The organism is Kribbella pratensis, from assembly GCF_004365355.1.
Lineage (GTDB): Bacteria > Actinomycetota > Actinomycetes > Propionibacteriales > Kribbellaceae > Kribbella.
Genome location: NZ_SODP01000002.1, coordinates 1195566 through 1213397 on the forward strand (window position 1 = coordinate 1195566; position 17832 = coordinate 1213397).

Genomic DNA, 17832 nt, shown 5'->3' on the forward strand with positions numbered 1-17832 from the left:
AGCGCGAAGTACGACGTCATCGATGACATAACCCGCCGGCGGCGCTCCTGCGTCAGTCCTCGGGGTCGCCGACGTCGCCGAGGTCGACGTCGTCGTAGCTCTCGAGGTCTTCCTCGTCGTCGTCCTCGAGCTCGAAGTTGTCCTCGTCGTCGACGAGGTGGACGGCCGCCTCTTCGGCTCCGGCCGCGGCGCCGTCGATGCCGACGTCCTCGGCGAACAGTTCGTCGTCGTCATCACCGTGCGCGCCCTCGTCGGGCGCGACCAGGCGCCCGGACCGGACCACGCCGACCTCGGGGCCGCCGACGTCCTCGCCGTCCTCGGCGTACGGATCGGTGTCCGGGATCTCCTGGGCGATCCGCTGGTCCAGGGTCTCTCCCTGCACCGCCTCGTCGGCCGTGGTGCCGAATCCTTCGCCCGCGGACCACTTCTCCGGAGGCGAGTACCCCTCGTCAAGCAGATCGTCGACGCCCCGGTCGTTCAGGGTGTCCTCGGCCTGCAGCTGATCCTCGTCGTCCACGGAGTAGCTGCCGTAATCCTCACGGCTGTCGTCGCTCATGGGGCAACCTTGGCGCGTCGCAGGCACTGGAATCAAGCTCGACGCAGAATGGGGCAGGTGGATCCGGTCAGGCTGACGTTGGACCAGTTGCGGGAACTGCGCGACGACATCGCGCCGCAAGCGGCCCAGCGGTCGCGTGCCTCGATCCGCCGTCGGGTCGAACGCTGGCGCAGCCGGGCCTTCTTCATCGCCCAGTGTGCCCTCGCCGCCGGGGTCGCCTGGGCGCTCGGCCGGTACGTCGTCGGCCACAAACAACCGTTCTTCGCGCCGGTCGCCGCGATGGTCTGCCTCGGCTTCAGCTACGGTCAGCGACTCCGCCGGGTGGCCGAGGTCATGGTCGGCGTGGCGGTCGGTGTCGGTGTCGGTGACCTGTTCGTCCACGTCTTCGGCACCGGGATCCCCCAGATCATCTTCGTGATCGCGCTGGCGATGAGCGTCGCCGTGTTGCTCGGCGCCGGCACGCTGATGACCACCCAAGCCGGTGTCCAGGCCGCGATCGTCACCACTCTGCTGCCCAACCCGGGGGCGGGCTTCAGCCGCTGGCTCGACGCGGTCCTCGGCGGGCTCGTCGCGCTGGCCGCGGCCACGATCGCCCCGGCCGCCGCGATCAGGCGTCCGCGGCAGCAAGCTTCCGCCGTACTGAATGAGCTGGCCGAGATCCTGATCGAGACCGCGGACGGCCTCCGCTCCCGCGACGAGGAAGCGCTCACCGATGCGCTCCGGCGCGCCCGGTCGAGCGAGTCCCGGCTCGACGAATTGCGCAGCGCCGCCGACGAGGGTGTCGCGGTCGTCCGGCTGTCGCCGTTCCGCCGCAGGCACCGCGGGCGGGTCCAGGAGATCGCTGATCTCGTCGTACCGCTGGATCGCGCGATCCGGAACATCCGTGTCCTGGTCCGGCGCTGCGCGGTGTCGGTGTGGCGGGACGAGGCGATGCCCGCGGAGTACCCGATGCTGCTCGAGCGCCTCGCCGACGGCACACGCCTGATCGCCGAATCCCTGTTCGAGCCGGCCGCCGAGGTCGCCGCACACCGCGTGCTGGGCGAGCTCGGGCGGCGTACTGCGGAGTTGCCCCTGCCGACCGGCCTGTCCGCGGTCGTCGTCCTGGGCCAGCTCCGGTCCACGATCGTCGACCTGCTCGAGCTGACCGGCACGTCGTACGACGACGCCCGGAAACTCGTCCCGCTGCGGCTGGACGGGCTCGACGAGAAGTAGTGGTTCAGGTCACATCGGAAATTCCCGTCATACCTGCGCACCGGCCGCGTCTCACTGGCATGACGATCCACCGACTGATGACCACGATGGCCAACGAGCAGGTCCGTGAGCTCGAGGACCTGCTGGCGGTCGACCACCAGACCACTGACGACCGGAGCGACGCCGCCGCCGAGCAGTAAGGCGCGAACCGGACGAACGGATCCCGGCGGCGCGCCGCACGGTCCTGCCCACCGAGCTGGACCGCACGGAAGTCGCACCAACGCAGAGGCGCCCAGTGCGAGGCGCCGCCGGATCCGTTACCGGTGCACCGCCACAGAGGTGCACCCAAAACCACCCGCCGACCTTCCTGACGCCGCTTGCGCGAGGCTCAGGCCGGTCCGGCGGGTGGTTTTTGTCTGAAGGAAATGAAGGAAGGAAAGATGCCCTCGCTTCGCTCGGGGTGAGGTTACGCGACGGTGATTTCGGTGGTTACCGAGTTTGCGATGAAGCATTCCTGGTGGGACAGGTGGTGGATCTTGTCGATCGTCTCCGCGTCCGGCTCGGGGCCGTTCCAGACGATCTTCGGGTGCAGGGTTACCTGCGTGATCGCGAGCCGGCCCGCGGCGTTCGGCGCCATCACGCCGACGGCGTGGTCGTCGTACGCGTCCACCACCAGGCGCTTCCGGGCCGCGATCGACAGGAAGGTGAGCATGTGGCAGGACGACAGCGCCGCCACGAATGCCTCCTCCGGGTCGACCGGGCCCGGGTTACCCAGGTACTTCGGGTTCGCCGAGCCGGGCACCGTGATGCCGCCGTCGAAGCGCCACTCGTGGTCGCGGTTGTAGCTGTCGTAGGCAAAGTCGTACTCACCACGGCTCCAACTCACATCGACCACGTGCTCCGACATGTTCAGCTCACCCTTCCGAGACGGCCGTCTTCGCGGTTGCGGTGACGGGATTGCATCGTACGGGAGTGTGCCCCGGCAGCTTCGCGACGAAGTCGCTGTCGTAGCGAGCAGCCATACCGGCGACCGGGAAGTCCGTGGTCACCCACTGTGCGCCGCTGTCGAGGGCGATCCCGAGCCGCGTGTAGTCCTTGTCGCGGATCGTCGCCATCGGCTCGTCGGACCGCGTCCGCACGAGGTAGCCCTTGCGAACCAGCCGCTGGATCTCAGCCTGGCCCGTACCGCGCGGGTCGTTCACCTCGGTCACCGCTGCGTCGGGCGCACCCTCCGGTCCGCGCGTGAAGACCGCCCGGCCCTCCAGGTTCGGCTTGCCGGCGGTGTAGGTGTCGCGGATCGCGCCCGGTCCGCCGTTGTCGAAGTAGAACATCACCTGGCCGCGGACATCCTTCAGCTTCGGCCAGCCCTTGGTCAGCACGGACTGCTCGAGTGTCAGGCCGGGCTTGCGTACGTCGTCCGGCGTGAGGATCTCGTTCTGCGTGAACACCGAGCGGATCTCGGTGTCGACGCTGTCCAGGTTGCCGGCGTCCCACGGCGGCGCGACGACGCCGCCGGCCGCGACCACGTTCGGGTCGGACTGCTTCAGTTCGAGATTGATCGCGATCGGCACGTGGCTAGGGTGCGCGTCGGACCAGGTCTTCACCTGCTGCAGGCACAGCACGAACGTGTCGCAGTTGGTGTTGTAGTCGAAGTCGGGGATGTGCATGACCTTGATCCCGGGCTTGGCCATCGCCGGATCGGTCAGCGGACCCTGGCCGGTCAGTTTCCGGATCAGCGGATACGTGTACAGGCCGCCCTGCGGATCCGGGAACAGGTCGAGCTCGAGCGAGCGAACGTTCTGGTCCTCCAACTGCTGGGAGATCGGAGCGTGCGAGTACCAGAGGTCGACCGAGCCGGCGTTCTGCTGCTGCTGGACCTTCTGCTCGTTCGGGCTGAGCTCCCGGTGGTACGAGTTGTGCGAGCCGACCACCTGCATCTGGTTCAGCCGCAGGCCGTCGCCGCCGTGTGAGTCGTGTTTGGTGACCGCCGTACCGGCGACCCCGGATGCGGCGAGTGCCACCGAAGCCAGGCCGGCCACCGCGGTTCTGCTGATGCGCATGCGAAAACGTCCCCTCCGTCGACTGCGATTGAGGGCAATCTGTCACAGGAAGGTGGCAACGTTGTCCCCCCGGACGATGGACAATGAGCGACATGGTGACTTCGGGGGCGTATCCGCTCCGCCGGACGCCGACCCAGGACCGGGCCAGCCGGCAGGTCGAGCGGATCCTGGACGCGGCCTGCGCCGAGGTGGTCGAGCGCGGGTACGACGCGGCGTCGACGAGCGGGATCGCGAAACGGGCCGAGATCGCGGTCGGCAGCGTGTACCGGTACTTCCCGGACAAGCGCAGCCTGATCCAGGCGATCGAGCGCCGGAACCAGGCACGCTACACCGAGGCGGTCAGCGAGCGGCTGGCCGACGTGTCGAGCTGGCGGGCGGCGGTCGACGTCACGCTGGACACGTTCCGGGAGATGCACCGGACCGATCCGGGGTTCAAGGCGGTCGTGCTCAGCGGCCTCGGCGATCCGGAGCTGGAGTCGAAGCCGGGCGAGTTCGACGATCAGCACGCCGCTGAGTTCGCGGAGCTGCTCGCGGCGCGGTTCGGCGCGCGGGATTCGCGGGACTTCCGCCTGGCCGTCACCCTCAGCATCGCGATGGGCGAGTCGCTGGCTCATCTGGCGGATCGGCTGTCCGCGGACGAGGCGGAGTACGTGCTGGATCAGGGTCGGCCGGTGCTGTACAACCTGCTCGCCCCTCATCTCCCTGCTTGAGCCGGTAGCGGCTCAAGCAGGTTGTTCTGGCCGGCGGTGCGGCCGGCGACTTACGGCTGCGGTACCGCGGCCGCGTACGGGCCGAGGGTCGGCCAGTGGCTGACCCGGCCGGCCAGGCGGGCCCGGCGGGGGGTCCGGACGTCGTACGCGACGATCACCCGGTCACCCTTGGCGTAAGTAATCCTGCTCCCGACCGGGAACTTGCGGCCGACCTCGTACGGTCCCTCGCCCCGGCGGGTGTAGTACTCGACGATGACCTCGGTGTAGACCGCCGGGGCACCGCTCTCCAGTTGGCCGCGGACCGGGCCACGCACCCGGATCACCCGTCCCGCGGTCTTCTCCTCCGTACGGCTGGGCTCGCTCCGCCGGATTCCGGCCAGAACGTCGGTCACGATGAAGGCTGCAACCACCAGCACCAGGCCGAACCCACCTAGTACAACGATCGTCAACATGGCACTCACCCCCGACGCGCCGCCCGCGAGCGACGCGGTCGTTGTTGTCGTTCCTGCCTCGTGCGGCCCTTGCCGCACACCGGTGAGACGCCACCGGATTCCACTCGGTTCCAGGTAAAGACAAATTCTTTTCTACAGCATCATGGTAGAGCCCGGTGGAGCGGTGGAGCTAGAGGTAGAGTTGACCTGAAGTTGTCAGATTCCGCCCATACCGAACTGGTACTGCGGCGGTACCGGCCGCTCTGTGCCGAGTGCCTGTTCGGCTGCGACCCAGTAGTCGGTGAGTGGATTCGCGCCTTCGCGGACCGTCGCCAGCTGGATACCCGCGGCCAGCAGGTCGTGTGCCGCGGCCGGATCGCCGGTCTCCAGGGCATGCCGGACGCGGAGGAGCTGGATCCGCGGGTCGTCCGGGGCGTGCTCGAGCAGCCGTTCCGCCCGTACGACGTCCGAGTCAAGGGCGGCCGCTACCGCCTCAACCACCAACGGAACCAGGCCAGGCAGCAATTCGACGGCACGTTCGTAGTACGCCAGCTCGCCGGTGACCAAGCCGAGATTGCGCAGCGCCCAGGCGTTCTCACCGGACCGTTTCCACGCGTCGATCGCACCATCGGCATCACCGTAGTAATGCCGCGCGACTCCCCTGTGATACCAAACCAACCAGTTGTCCTCGGCCGCTTCCAGCAGCTCACGCCACGCCACCAACGTCCCATCCGGTACGCCGTCAACAGCCGGCAGCCGCCCTTCGAGAAGCGGCAACCACGCCCGCTCCCGGGCAGTCATCGTGTCGTCGTCGAACGGTGTACCTGCCGACACCGCCCATCCTGTCCGGGCCAGCTCCAACGCTCCCCACCCCGACCCGACTCCGAGCCGTTCTACCGCAGGAGCATCCACAACTCGCAACCAGTCAGCCTCCCGCCCGGCCAACCCATCCAGCACCTCCGCCAACGCAGCGGCCCCGGCTGATCGAGCTGTCTTCCAGTCCTCGGAATGCGCAGCACCGGCGTCCATCGACAGCCGCCCGTACGCCTCCACCCAGTGCCACTCGTTGCGCGCGGGCAGCTTCAAGTGCTCCATCTGCGTCCGAGCGAGCCCCGCCTGAATCTCGGCGTACCCGTCGCCCTCCAGACCAGGCGACAGCCACTCCTGCCAGCGCCGCCCACCATCGCCCTGGCCCCAGACGAACAGCTTCCGTCCCTGCAGCCGGTCGGTCGACGCCTGCGCCAAGCCGGTCCCCGAGCCGTCCACCGACGCGATCCACGACTGCTCCTCCGCCATCGGCTCGAAGAAGTAGTCGACGGCCTGCGGATGCCGCATGGGATAGGTGAGGTCCGTCCCGACGTCAATCAGATCGAGCCGGCTCCCGTAGCCGAACCGCCAGGCCTGGTCCGCCGGCACGAGCACCCGACTCTCCGGCGTCTGCGCGACCGCGATGTTCGACCACCAGTACGCCGGGACCTCGACGTCGGACGGGTTCTGCAGCCGAACGCCGACGTACAGGAACTCGGAGTCGGCCGGCAGCCAGAAGTCCAGTTGGGTGACGAGGTTGCGGGTGCGTTCGAGCTCCCACAGTCGGAGGACCGGCGTACCGTCCAGGCCTTCGACGCGGGCGGCGTGCATCGGCGCGCAGGTGCCGGTCCAGTGGCCGGTGCTGCCGACGTTCCACTCGACGCCGGCGAACCAGGCGTTGCGCAGGGCGAGGTTCGCGGGCTGGAACACCGGGTTGCGGTAGAGCAGTTCCTGATCGGTCGCCTTGTGGACGATCGAGTACAGCCGTCCGCCGAGGCTCGGCAGGACGGTCGCGCGCAGGTGGTCGTTCTCGAGCACGAGCGCGGGGAACGAGGTCTCGACCAGGGTGCGGTCGTACCCGTCCTGGTCAAGGCACGGGAGCGTGCTGTGCAGACGCCCGTACTCGATGTTCTCCCGCAGCTCGTCCGGAAGGTCGGCGATGTTCTCGACCACATGCGGTTCGCGTTGCGTCCGGAGCGGCGCGAGCGGGTTCTCCGGACCGAGCGAAGCTGCGGGAAGTACGAGGTTTTGCGCAGAAAGGATCGTCACTGCCTCATCTTCGCAAGTGCGCTATACATGGTCGACATGGACGCTGATGTGATCGTGGTCGGAGCGGGTTTGGCGGGGCTGGCTGCGACTGCGGAGCTGGCCGATGCGGGGCGGAAGGTGTTGCTGCTCGACCAGGAGCCCGAGGCGTCTCTGGGCGGGCAGGCGTTCTGGTCGTTCGGCGGGCTGCTGTTCGTCGACTCTCCGGAGCAGCGGCGGATGGGCATCAAGGACTCCCGCGATCTCGCCTTGCAGGACTGGCTCGGCTCGGCCGGATTCGACCGGCTGGACGACGAGGACAAGTGGGCGCGGCAATGGGCCGAGGCGTACGTCGATTGGGCCGCCGGCGAGAAGCGTCCATGGCTGCATGGGCAGGGCGTGCGGTTCTTCCCGGTCGTCGGCTGGGCCGAGCGCGGCGGGTACAACGCGGACGGCCACGGGAACTCTGTGCCCCGCTTCCACATCACCTGGGGCACCGGTCCAGCCCTGGTCGCGCCGTTCGAGCGGCGGGTGCGGGAGGCGGTCGCGAAGGGACTGGTCGAGTTCCGGTTCCGGCATCGGGTGGACGAGCTGACCGTCACGGGCGGGGTCGTCGACGGTGTCGCGGGCAAGATGCTCGAGCCCAGCGGCGTACCGCGTGGGGTGTCGAGCTCGCGGGTCGAGGTCGGTGACTTCCAACTGTCGGCCCAGGCGGTGATCATCACGTCGGGCGGCATCGGCGGCAACCACGACCTGGTCCGGTCGCAATGGCCGAAACGGATGGGTGAGCCGCCGAAGCGGATGATCAGCGGCGTACCGGCGCATGTCGACGGGCGGATGCTCGCCATCACCGAGAAGGCCGGCGGCCGGTACGTGAACCGCGACCGGATGTGGCACTACACCGAAGGCATCCAGAACTGGGACCCGATCTGGCCGATGCACGGCATCCGGATCCTGCCGGGGCCGTCGTCGCTCTGGTTCGATGCCACCGGCAAGCGACTGCCGGTGCCGCTGTTCCCCGGCTTCGACACCCTCGGCACGCTCGAGCACATCATGACGACCGGGTACGACTACACCTGGTTCGTGCTCACGCAGAAGATCATCGAGAAGGAGTTCGCCCTCTCCGGCCAGGAACAGAACCCGGACCTGACCGGCAAGGACATCAAGGGCGTGCTCGGCCGGGCTCGCGGCGGGGCCACCGCGCCGGTGCGGGCGTTCATGGACAACGGCGCCGATTTCGTTGTCCGCAGCAACCTTCCCGACCTGGTCCGCGGGATGAACGACCTGACCGGGGAGAACCTGATCGACCTCGACGACCTGGAGCGGCAGATCGTCGCGCGGGACCGCGAGCTGACCAACACGTTCACCAAGGACCTGCAGGTGACCGCGCTGCGCGGCGCCCGCAACTACCGCGGCGACAAGCTGATCCGGGTCGCGTCACCGCACCGGATCCTCGATCCGAAGGCCGGCCCGCTGATCGCCGTACGGCTGAACATCCTGACCCGCAAGTCCCTCGGCGGCCTGCAGACCGACCTGGATTCGCGCGTACTGCGCGATGACGGCAGCCCGCTACCCGGCGTCTATGCGGCCGGCGAGGTCGCGGGCTTCGGCGGCGGCGGTGTCCACGGCTACCGATCGCTCGAGGGCACGTTCGTCGGCGGCTGCCTCTTCACCGGCCGTACGGCTGGCCGCGCCGCAGCCAAAGCGGTCTCGTGACCGTCCCGGGCGCGGAGTACGAGGAGCTCGCTCATCTCGACGACCTGAGCACCACCGGCACAGCTGTCTCCGGCCACACGAATCCGGCCGATTACGCGGGCACCACCCACGCCGGTCTCCCTGCGCCGCCCCGGGTGCCCGGCGTCCAGATCGACGGCTACTTCCCGAGTACGTCGTCCACCAACACCACACACGGATGGCACCACGACGCGCAGTTCGTCATCCGCCTCCCTGAGGAGTGGAGCGGCGTACTCGTGGTCTCCGGCGCGCCTGGCGTACGAACGCAGTACGCGAACGACGTCGCGATCTCGGACTACGTCCTCTCGCTCGGACATGCGTACGCCGCAACGGACAAGGGCAACACGGGCGTCGAGTTCTACACCGGCTCGCAGCGACCAGGCGACGCGATGGTCGAGTGGAACGAACGGATGACCGAGCTGACCCGTGCCGCGCGAGAGACGGTCGAGCAGCACTACGGACGCCCGGCCGACGAGGTGATCGCGGCCGGCATCTCGAACGGCGGCTACCTCGTCCGCTGGCAACTCGAGAACCATCCCGAGCTCTACACCCGCGGCGTCGATCTCGAGGGCACGTTGTGGACCGCCGACGGCCCGAATCCGTTCATGTCGTTGCCCCCAGCAATCAAGGGCTACGAGCAGCAGTCACCCGAGACGATCGTCGCAGCAGGTTTCGATCCCGCGTCGGACTTCCTCTGGGAGTACCACTACACGATCTACTGGCGGCTGACCCAGCGCATCTACACCGCGGAGCTCGATCCGGCGTACGACGGCGACGAAGCGGAGTACGACTACGCTCAACGTCCTGCGGCACATGAAGCGCTCCAGCGGATCGCGTTGACCGGCAGGATCGAGCGCCCGCTCGTCACGATCCACGGCACGTACGACTGCCTGCTGCCGATCGGCGCCAACTCCGACGCGTACGCCGAACTCGTCCGCCAGGCGGGTCGGTCGGAGTTGCACACGTACCAGCGGGTCGAGGCGGGCAATCATCTCGACGGTCTCGTCGACGCCCACCCCGACCGGCTGGTACCACTCGTTCCCCTGCTGCGCGAGGCGATCAGTACACCATCGTGAGCAGATCGGCGAACAGTTCCTGGTCGTCGATCTCCAGCCCGCGGTTGGTGAACCACGTCGCCATGTTGTGGCAGTCGCGCATCAGGAAGTCCATGCCCTTGGGGTTGCCGACGATGTCGACCACCTGCGGAAGGTCGATCATCACGATCCGGTCCCCCTGGGCGAGGACGTTGTACGGCGAGAGGTCGCCGTGCGCCAGCCCGGCCCTGGCCAGTTCACGCATCCCGCCGCGAAGCTGCTCGAAGTACTGACCGAGCAGTTCCTTCGACGGCCGGACCTGGGCGAGCCGTGGCGCGGCCCCGCCCTCACCGTCGTCGATGAATTCCATCAGCAGCTCGATGCCGTCGATCTGGACCGGGTACGGCACCGGGACGCCGGCTTTCCACAGCCGGTTCAGCGCGTCCCACTCGGCGTACGCCCAGTGGCCGGCCGCGACGCTGCGGCCGTGCGCGGTCTTCTTTTGCATGGCACGACTGTCACGGCTGTTGCGGGTCCGCCGGCCTTCGACGTACGACGTGCTGCGGTGGAAGGACCGGTGCTCCTCGGTGCGGTACCGCTTCGCGGCCAGCAGCGAGGACTTCGCCGGGTTGTCGCCGATGGCTTCGACGGCCCGTTCGACCAGGAAGACGTCTGCTTCCTTACCGGTTTTGAGGACGCCGAGCTCGGTGTCGATCGCAGCCTGTTCCGTCACAACCCACGAAGGGCGTGGTTCCGGGCCGCGAGAACCGCGCTCGACGTCCAGCCAGGTGGACCACCGCTGATCCGGACCGAGCTGCTCGTCGACCGAGTGGAACTTGAAGACGAACGCGTCAGCCGGATCTGGTTGGGACTCGTCGCTGGTGAGTTCCGACCAGCGGGAGTCGAGATCGGGGAAGTAGTTATCGGTGAGTTCGTACTCTGAAGACAACTGGGGTGCTCCTGAACCTAGAGATGGAACTGATGCGGACATGCCGCAGCACAGTGATGGCCATCCGTCAGCCCTCCTTAGGTCCAGGCAGCGTTCGCCGCCGCTCGGTCAAACCAGGATGCCCGGCGTTCCCGGGTCCCGCAACGTATTTAACGCAGGTGAGAACGTGAGGTCGGCCGCAGCCGCAGTTCCTGCGCCGGCCCCACGGTCCGGCAGACCAGCTCCGGCAGCACCCGCTCCTGCCAGACCCGCGACCCGGTTAGCTCGCGCCGATGCTCGTCGTACGCCGTGTCGTCGGCGAACCACGCGAACCAGGCGAGCACCACCTCGTCCCGCAACGGCAAGGCCGGAAAGTTGTTCTCGGCAACCAAACTCTCGAACACGGCGACCGGTTCGGCTCCGGTGGCAGTCAGCACCGGCACGACCTGATCGGTGAAGAACTCGGCGAAACCGTCGTCCTCCGACCCGCGGTGATAGACAGCCCCGGCGACGACCGACGGCGGGAGAGCGGTGCTGCCGATCGGCGGCCGGGGCGCGTCGCTCTCGGGGTAACGATCGTCGAGCCGGAGCGGCCGCAGCAACAGGGCGTTGTCCGAGTCGATCATCGTCGCGTTCGCGACCGCGGCATGCTCGCGCCAGACCGGGCCGTAGTAGAAGGCCTTCAACGCGTCCGCCCGTGCGGGCAGGTCCTGGAATCCGCGGATCCAGACGAACCGGTCCGGATCGTCCAGATCGCGGAACTGACCGGCGATATGCATCCCGGTCTCTTCCTGACCTTCGACGAAGTACGTGTCGAAGGTCTCGATCAAGGTGTCACGCTGCCCGGGGTGCAGCGTGTACTGGCGCAGGTCCACGACGGCGCAGCACTCGTTCATAGGTGCAAACCAAGCATCGAAACCTGACAGTTACTGTCAGGCGACAGTCGTTTGAAACACTCGTAACAGGCAAGTACTTGAAAGCTCCGGCCGAGTTTGATCTGGTGGAGGTCAGTGGTTCAGCCCCTTGCCACCGGACATGTACGACGACACGACGAGGTTTCTCCCGTGACGATCGCAGCTGTCAACGTCGAAGATTGCAAGCAGACCATCGCCGATACCACCCATGAGCTTCTGCTCGAGGCGGACGGCGTCCCCGATCCCCGGCGCCAGGCCTGTCTTGACGAGGTCGTTCTGCTGAACGCCCCGGTCGCGAGGTCGATCGCCTCGCGCTACCGCAGCAAAGGTGTCGACTCCGACGACCTCGAACAGGTCGCGTATCTGGGCCTGGTGAAGGCCGCCAACGGGTACCGCGTGGACGCTTCCACACCCTTCCTGTCGTACGCCGTACCCACGATCCGCGGCGAGCTGAAGCGGTACTTCCGCGACTGCGCGTGGACGATCCGCCCGCCGCGGCGGGTGCAGGAGATGCAGGGCAGCATCGCCGCGGCGGAGCCCGAGCTGATCCAGCGCCTCGGTCACGTGCCGAGCGACGAGGAGACCGCGGCGGCGCTCGGCACGGATCCGGCCGAGGTCGCCGAGGCCGCCTCGGTCCGCGGCTGCTTCAGCACGCTCTCGCTCGACGCGCCGGGGGTGCCGGAGGGCGGCTCGAGCCTGATCGAGACGGTCGCCAACGCCGAGGACGGCTACGACCTGGTCGAGGACGTGCACACCCTCACGCCGGCGGTCGCCGGCCTTGGTGATCGGGACAAGCGCATCCTCCAGCTGCGGTTCTGCAACGGGTTCACCCAGGAGGAGATCGGCCAGGAGCTCGGGGTCAGCCAGATGCAGGTGTCCCGTCTGCTCCGCGGGATCCTGGAGAAGCTCCGGGGCGAGCTCGCCAGCGGCGTACCGGCGAACGGGCAGTAAGTCGAGGTCGGTGCGGTAGCGTCGCTTCCGTGGACTTCGAGGAGGCGGCGGATGCGCTGTATGCGGCCCCGGCGGCGGACTTCATTGCTACTCGCAACCAGCTCGCGAAGCAGCTGAAGGCCGACGGCGACCCGGTCGGGTCGACGCGGCTGAAGGCGATGCGCAAGCCGACCGTGGCGGCCTGGGTGACGAACCTGGTCGCCCGTAAGGCGCCGGACGAGCTGGACGACCTGCTGGCGCTCGGGGACGAGTTCCGTGAGGCGACCGCCGATCTCGACGGCGACCGGCTGCGGGAGCTGACGCCGAAGCGCCACGAGCTGCTGGACAAACTGGCCAAGGAGGCTGCTCGGCTGGCGGCCGAGGACGGCCAGAAGATCAGCGCGGACGTCGGCCAGAAGCTGCGCGAGACGCTCGACGCTGCCCTGGTGGACCCGGCCGCGGGCGATGCCGTCCGCGAGGGCCGACTGAGCAGCGCACTCCGGCACGTCGGCTTCGGCGTCGTCGACGAGAACGGCGAACCGTCCAACGTCACTCCGTTGACGGACGAACGCCGCCAGGCCGCCCGCGACCGCCGCAAGACCCAGCAGGCCGAGACTGACGCCGCCCAGGAGAAGGCTGCCGCCGCGCAGGAAGAGAAGGAGCGCGAGGCTGCCGAGCGGGCCAAGGCCAGGCAGGTGTTCGAGGAGGCGGTCGCAGCGGCGCAGGAGGCCGAAGCGAAGGTCGAGGACCTCGACGCCCAGCTCGACAACGCCCGCGAGGCGCTCGCGGAGGCTCAGGCCCTCGTCCACCGTTTGGGCGCCGACCTCGACGAGGCCCGGCGTACCGCCCGGGAGGCCCAGAAGGAGAGCCGCGAGGCGCGGAAACGGTACAACCGGCTCTGAACTGGGTACCGGCCGGGCCGACGCGGAGAGGAGCCGTCGATGGCACGGGCGATCTGGAGCGGGTACATCAACTTCGGACTGGTCTCGGTTCCGGTCGGGCTCTACAGCGCGACCCAGGAGCACGAGATCGACTTCCACCAGTTCCAGAAGGGGACGTCGGACAGGATCCGGTACAAGCGGGTGAACGAGCGCACCGGCCGCGAGGTCCCGTTCGAGAAGATCGTCAAGGGACACGACGTCGGCGGCGGCGAGTACGTGATCGTCGAGCCCGACGAGCTGGACGACATCGCGCCGGGCAAGTCGCGGTCGCTGGAGATCGACACGTTCGTCGACCTCGACGAGATCGATCCGATGCACTTCCAGAAGAGCTACTACTTGGCGCCGTCGGACTCCGAGAACGCGTCGTCGTACGCCCTGCTGCGGGACGCGCTGGCGAAGACCAACCGGGCCGGGATCGCGAAGTTCGTGATGCGCGGCAAGGAGTACCTGGCGACGATCCGGGCCGACGACCGGGTGCTCGTGCTCGAGACGATGTTCTTCGCCGACGAGATCCGTGACCCGGACGAGGAGCTCGGCTCGTTGCCGCGGAAGTCCGGCGCCGGCAAGCAGCTGTCGATGGCGGTCGACCTGATCGAGGCCATGAGCGGCGAGTGGAAGCCGGCCGCGTACCAGGACATCTACACCGAGCGCGTGAAGGAACTGGTCAAGTCCAAGCACCAGGGCAAGGAGGTCGTGTACTCCGAGGAGGAGCCGCAGGCCACCAACCCGACCGATCTGGTCGCCGCCCTGCGGGCCAGCGTCGAGCAGGCCCGGAAGAACCGCAGCTCGAGGACCCAGAAGACCGCCGCGAAGAAGACCACTGGGAAGAAGGCCACCACGAAGAAGGCAGCGACCAAGAAGACCGCCGCCGGCAAGAAGACCGCCGCCGGCAAGAAGACCGCCGCCGGCAAGAAGACGGCTGCCAAGAAGCCGGCTGCCAAGAAGCCGGCGCGGAAGAAGGCTGCCTAGTTGCCGAGGAGGTAGCGGCTCGGGTTCGCCGGGGCGCCGGCGTCGAGCCAGCGGTGGAAGCCTTCCGGGTTGCGGCGTTCGAACTCGTCGAGGCAGATGCGGCGTACTTCGGCGACGGCCTGCCGGTCGCGGAGGCCGGCACCCCGGGAGAGCTGCATCGCGGTGTCGGACCAGACGCCGCAGAGCTCCTCGATACTCAGCGGGCACTGCAGGGACTCGATCAGCCGCTCGTCGTCCGCGAACTGAGCCTCGGTGAGGCGCTCCAGCCTGCGTTGCTTCCGGGACCGGCGCCGGCGCGGCGGCCGGTCCGGCACGGCGAGGTCGATCACGATGAACAGGGCGGCGAGCATCAGGGCCGCCGCTATCCCGAGCGCGCCCCAGGCGAGCAGTCGCACCAGTCCGGGCAAGCACAGCACTGCCGCCGAGCACGCAGCCGCGATCACCGCCGACGAGCCGTACGACCCTTCGTCGGCCACATGCCGAACCACCGCCGCGAGCGGCCAGACGAGCAGGAACACCACCGCCAGCAGGATCGATGCGGCCAGCGGACCCAACAGCAGCACACCGCAGAGCGCCCCGGCTGTCCCGATTCCGAGACCCGCCGCGACCCCCATTCGCCGTACCAGTGCAGACCGATGCATCAGCGCAACTCACTCACCGTCACCACAACCCAGGTCCCCTCCCCCGACGAACGAACGAGCCATCGGCACCGTTCCCCGTCCAGCGTGGCCTCAACCAGGTGACCTGTTCAACCTGTGGGCCGAGCTGTGGCACGGACCGTCATCACGGATCATGTTCAGATGAGGACCTTCGCCGAACGCGTCCGCGGCCTCGCCCCGGCCCCGTGGGAGCACGACGCAGAGCTGCTCCGCAGTCTGTACGACGCTCAGCTCGGCAGCCGGCACGCCGACCTCGCCGCCCGCTGGATGCAGTCGCAGGGCACCGGCTTCTACACGATCGGCTCGGCCGGTCACGAGGGCAACGCGGCCGTCGCCGCCGCCCTGGAGCCGACCGACCCGGCGCTGCTGCACTATCGCTCCGGCGCCTTCTACCTGACCCGCGCCGCCCAGTGCGGCTCGAAGGAGGGGCTGCGCGACATCCTGCTCGGCGTCGCCGCGGCGACCAGCGAGCCGATCGCGGGTGGTCGGCACAAGGTGTTCGGCCGGCACGAGCTCTCGATCATCCCGCAGACGTCGACGATCGCGTCCCACCTGCCGCGCGCGATGGGGGTCGCCTTCTCGCTGAACCGGTCGGCGAAGCTCGGCGTACCGTCACCGTGGCCGGCCGACGCGATCGTCGTGACCAGCTTCGGCGACGCGTCGGCCAACCACTCGACCGCGACCGGTGCGATCAACGCTGCGCTGCACGCGTCGTACCAGGGTCTGCCGATGCCCTTGCTGCTGGTTTGCGAGGACAACGGGATCGGGATCAGCGTGCGTACCCCGGACGGCTGGATCCGGCAGGCGTACGGCTCCCGCCCCGGCCTGCGGTACTTCGACGCGGACGGCACCGACCTGGACGCCGCCCTGTCGATGGCGACCGAGGCGGCGACCTTCGTACGGCGCAACCGGCGTCCGGCCTTCCTTCGCCTGCGCACGGTCCGCCTGCTCGGCCACGCGGGGTCCGACGTCGAGGCGGCGTACCGCTCTCCCGCCGAGCTGGCCGCGGACGAGGAACGCGACCCACTTCTCGGTACGGCGCGCTACCTGCTCGACGCAGGCTATACCGCCGACGAGATCATCGAGTTGTACGAGGACAAGCACGCCGAGGCGCTCCGCATCGCGGCCGAGGTCGCCGGTCTTCCGCAGCTCTCATCCGCCGAGACCGTCGCGGCCCCGCTCCGGTTCCCGTCCCGGGACGCTGTCGCCGGGGCCTTGCCACAGGCCACTCCGTCGACCGAGCTCTTGACGCTGAGCCAGTCGATCAATCGCGCACTAAGCGACGTGCTCGCGTCGTACCCGGAGGCGATGGTCTTCGGCGAGGACGTCGGCCGCAAAGGCGGGGTGTACGGCGTCACGCGCGGACTGCAGAAGGTCTTCGGTCCGGCGCGCGTGTTCGACACGCTGCTCGACGAGCAATCGATCCTCGGGCTGGCGCTCGGCGCGGGCGTGTCCGGGCTGCTGCCGATCCCAGAGATCCAGTACCTCGCCTACCTGCACAACGCCGAGGACCAACTCCGCGGCGAGGCGGCCTCGCTGAAGTTCTTCTCGCAGGAGCAGTACGCGAATCCGATGGTGCTGCGGATCGCCGGGTACGGATACCAGAAGGGTTTCGGCGGTCACTTCCACAACGACGACGCGATCGGCGTACTGCGGGACATCCCCGGCATCGTCATCGCGTCACCGTCGAGGCCCGACGACGCGGCCGCCATGCTCCATGCCTGTACGGCGGCGGCGCGCTCGTCCGGCACCGTCAGCGTGTTCCTCGAGCCGATCGCGCTCTACCACCGCCGGGATCTGTACGACGACGGCGACGACCGGTGGCTTTCGGCGTACCCCGATGAACCCGTGCCGATCGGGCGCGGCCGGACGTACGGCGACGGGACCGAGCTGACCATCGTCACGTTCGGGAACGGCGTGCCGATGAGCCTGCGCGTGGCGGCCCGGGTGCCCGGCGTCCGGGTCCTCGACCTGCGCTGGCTGGCGCCGTTGCCGGTCGAGGATCTGTTGCACGAGGCAACCATCACGGGCCGAGTCCTGGTCGCGGACGAGACCCGGCGGTCCGGTGGCGTGTCCGAGGGCATCCTGGCCACGCTGATCGACCACGGCTACACCGGGCGGCTGGCCCGGGTCACGAGCTACGACTCGTACGTCCCGCTCGGCGCGGCGGCGCACGACGTACTGCTGAGTGAGCGGACCATCGAGACGGCGGCCCGCTCGATGCTCAGCTGAACAGCCGCTGCCAGATCGACTTCTTCCTGGCCGGCCGGTGCTCCTCGACCTTGGGCCGGGGCGCGGTCGACGGGCGATCCATCCGCCACTGGGCGATGATCGCGTCCTCGTTGACCGGGCCTGTCGGCACGACCGGTCCCGTGGTGTCGCGGATGCTGAGCCGGATCCGCTTGTTCAGATCGGCCAGATAGTCGCGGACCTCGGACTCGCGCCGCATGCCGCGGATCTTCTCGTGCACCTGCTGCTTCTCCTTGCGGAGCAGCATCGCCGGCGGCAGCAGCGCCTCGGTCTCGATGTCCTCGCGGTCCAGGAACTCCTTGACCCACCAGTCCGGATCGTGCTGGTCGGCCAGCTTCAGTGGTTTGCCGGCGCCGGGCAGGTTCTCGAACTCGCCCTGGTTCTGAGCCAGCTTGATCTGCGACTCGACCCAATCCTGGTTGCTCATACCCGGTGGTCTGCGCTTGGTCATCAGGACACCTCGCTGTCAGCGT

The 17832-nt window shown here is 68.5% G+C and carries 17 protein-coding genes; 8 read left to right on the plus strand and 9 right to left on the minus strand.

All coding sequences use genetic code 11. The features are described from left to right. Nucleotides 1–52: 52 nt before the first annotated feature. The gene (locus EV653_RS22420) at nucleotides 53–556 is read right to left on the minus strand and encodes a DUF5709 domain-containing protein (protein WP_134105674.1); all 504 of its coding nucleotides are present in this window, start codon (nucleotides 554–556) and stop codon (nucleotides 53–55) included. Nucleotides 557–604: 48 nt separating this feature from the next. Between EV653_RS22420 and EV653_RS22425 the strand changes: the two genes are divergently transcribed. After that, nucleotides 605–1768: an FUSC family protein gene (locus tag EV653_RS22425; RefSeq protein WP_134105675.1), complete on the plus strand. Its 1164-nt coding sequence runs from the start codon at nucleotides 605–607 to the stop codon at nucleotides 1766–1768. A gap of 445 nt (nucleotides 1769–2213) precedes the next feature. On the opposite strand, the gene EV653_RS22430 is transcribed toward EV653_RS22425, so the two are convergent. Both EV653_RS22430 and EV653_RS22435 read right to left on the minus strand, forming a co-directional pair. Further along, entirely contained in the window at nucleotides 2214–2654 is a 441-nt protein-coding gene (locus EV653_RS22430) for an OsmC family protein (RefSeq protein WP_134105676.1), read from the minus strand. Between the two features lie 7 nt (nucleotides 2655–2661). Further along, nucleotides 2662–3807, minus strand: coding sequence for a phosphatidylinositol-specific phospholipase C1-like protein (locus tag EV653_RS22435; protein ID WP_134105677.1), 1146 nt, complete (start codon nucleotides 3805–3807; stop codon nucleotides 2662–2664). A gap of 92 nt (nucleotides 3808–3899) precedes the next feature. On the opposite strand from EV653_RS22435, the gene EV653_RS22440 reads away from it, so the two are divergent. Beyond that, nucleotides 3900–4517 carry a TetR/AcrR family transcriptional regulator gene (locus EV653_RS22440; protein ID WP_134105678.1) on the plus strand — a complete coding sequence of 206 codons (618 nt, stop codon included), beginning with the start codon at nucleotides 3900–3902 and terminating at the stop codon, nucleotides 4515–4517. Between the two features lie 50 nt (nucleotides 4518–4567). On the opposite strand, the gene EV653_RS22445 is transcribed toward EV653_RS22440, so the two are convergent. Beyond that, nucleotides 4568–4969: a DUF3592 domain-containing protein gene (locus EV653_RS22445; RefSeq protein ID WP_238159964.1), complete on the minus strand. Its 402-nt coding sequence runs from the start codon at nucleotides 4967–4969 to the stop codon at nucleotides 4568–4570. 195 nt (nucleotides 4970–5164) lie between these two features. Further along, a complete protein-coding gene (locus EV653_RS22450; RefSeq protein ID WP_134105679.1) occupies nucleotides 5165–7024 on the minus strand; it encodes a DUF5107 domain-containing protein in 1860 nt (619 codons plus the stop codon). A gap of 36 nt (nucleotides 7025–7060) precedes the next feature. On the opposite strand from EV653_RS22450, the gene EV653_RS22455 reads away from it, so the two are divergent. Together EV653_RS22455 and EV653_RS22460 are read left to right on the plus strand one after the other, a co-directional pair. Beyond that, nucleotides 7061–8716 (plus strand): FAD-binding dehydrogenase, encoded by a 1656-nt coding sequence (locus EV653_RS22455; RefSeq protein ID WP_202871779.1) that lies wholly within the window; start codon nucleotides 7061–7063, stop codon nucleotides 8714–8716. Then, complete coding sequence (locus EV653_RS22460; RefSeq protein ID WP_238159965.1) at nucleotides 8713–9810, plus strand: tannase/feruloyl esterase family alpha/beta hydrolase; 1098 nt, start codon at nucleotides 8713–8715, stop codon at nucleotides 9808–9810. Before EV653_RS22455 ends, EV653_RS22460 begins: the two co-directional genes overlap by 4 nt. On the opposite strand, the gene EV653_RS22465 is transcribed toward EV653_RS22460, so the two are convergent. Then, on the minus strand, nucleotides 9794–10717 hold the full coding sequence (locus EV653_RS22465; RefSeq protein ID WP_134105682.1) for a serine protein kinase RIO: 924 nt from the start codon (nucleotides 10715–10717) through the stop codon (nucleotides 9794–9796). The genes EV653_RS22460 and EV653_RS22465 overlap by 17 nt on opposite strands. Nucleotides 10718–10866: 149 nt before the next feature. Then, nucleotides 10867–11592 carry an NIPSNAP family protein gene (locus EV653_RS22470; RefSeq protein ID WP_134105683.1) on the minus strand — a complete coding sequence of 242 codons (726 nt, stop codon included), beginning with the start codon at nucleotides 11590–11592 and terminating at the stop codon, nucleotides 10867–10869. A 168-nt stretch (nucleotides 11593–11760) separates the two neighbouring features. Between EV653_RS22470 and EV653_RS22475 the strand changes: the two genes are divergently transcribed. From EV653_RS22475 to ku, 3 genes are read left to right on the plus strand one after another with little or no spacing between them, the layout of a single operon-like run. Beyond that, the gene (locus EV653_RS22475) at nucleotides 11761–12561 is read left to right on the plus strand and encodes a sigma-70 family RNA polymerase sigma factor (RefSeq protein ID WP_238159966.1); all 801 of its coding nucleotides are present in this window, start codon (nucleotides 11761–11763) and stop codon (nucleotides 12559–12561) included. Nucleotides 12562–12590: 29 nt separating this feature from the next. Beyond that, nucleotides 12591–13442, plus strand: coding sequence for a hypothetical protein (locus tag EV653_RS22480; RefSeq protein WP_134105684.1), 852 nt, complete (start codon nucleotides 12591–12593; stop codon nucleotides 13440–13442). A 39-nt stretch (nucleotides 13443–13481) separates the two neighbouring features. Next, on the plus strand, nucleotides 13482–14450 hold the full coding sequence (gene ku, locus EV653_RS22485) for a non-homologous end joining protein Ku (RefSeq protein WP_134105685.1): 969 nt from the start codon (nucleotides 13482–13484) through the stop codon (nucleotides 14448–14450). Here the strand turns inward: ku and EV653_RS22490 are convergent. After that, the gene (locus EV653_RS22490; protein ID WP_134105686.1) at nucleotides 14447–15091 is read right to left on the minus strand and encodes a hypothetical protein; all 645 of its coding nucleotides are present in this window, start codon (nucleotides 15089–15091) and stop codon (nucleotides 14447–14449) included. The two genes, ku and EV653_RS22490, sit on opposite strands and share 4 nt — an antisense overlap. A gap of 159 nt (nucleotides 15092–15250) precedes the next feature. On the opposite strand from EV653_RS22490, the gene EV653_RS22495 reads away from it, so the two are divergent. Next, nucleotides 15251–17341, plus strand: a complete 2091-nt coding sequence (locus tag EV653_RS22495) for a thiamine pyrophosphate-dependent enzyme (RefSeq protein WP_134105687.1) — start codon at nucleotides 15251–15253, stop codon at nucleotides 17339–17341. On the opposite strand, the gene EV653_RS22500 is transcribed toward EV653_RS22495, so the two are convergent. Continuing rightward, nucleotides 17334–17810: a J-domain-containing protein gene (locus EV653_RS22500; protein WP_134105688.1), complete on the minus strand. Its 477-nt coding sequence runs from the start codon at nucleotides 17808–17810 to the stop codon at nucleotides 17334–17336. The genes EV653_RS22495 and EV653_RS22500 overlap by 8 nt on opposite strands. Nucleotides 17811–17832: the final 22 nt, after the last annotated feature.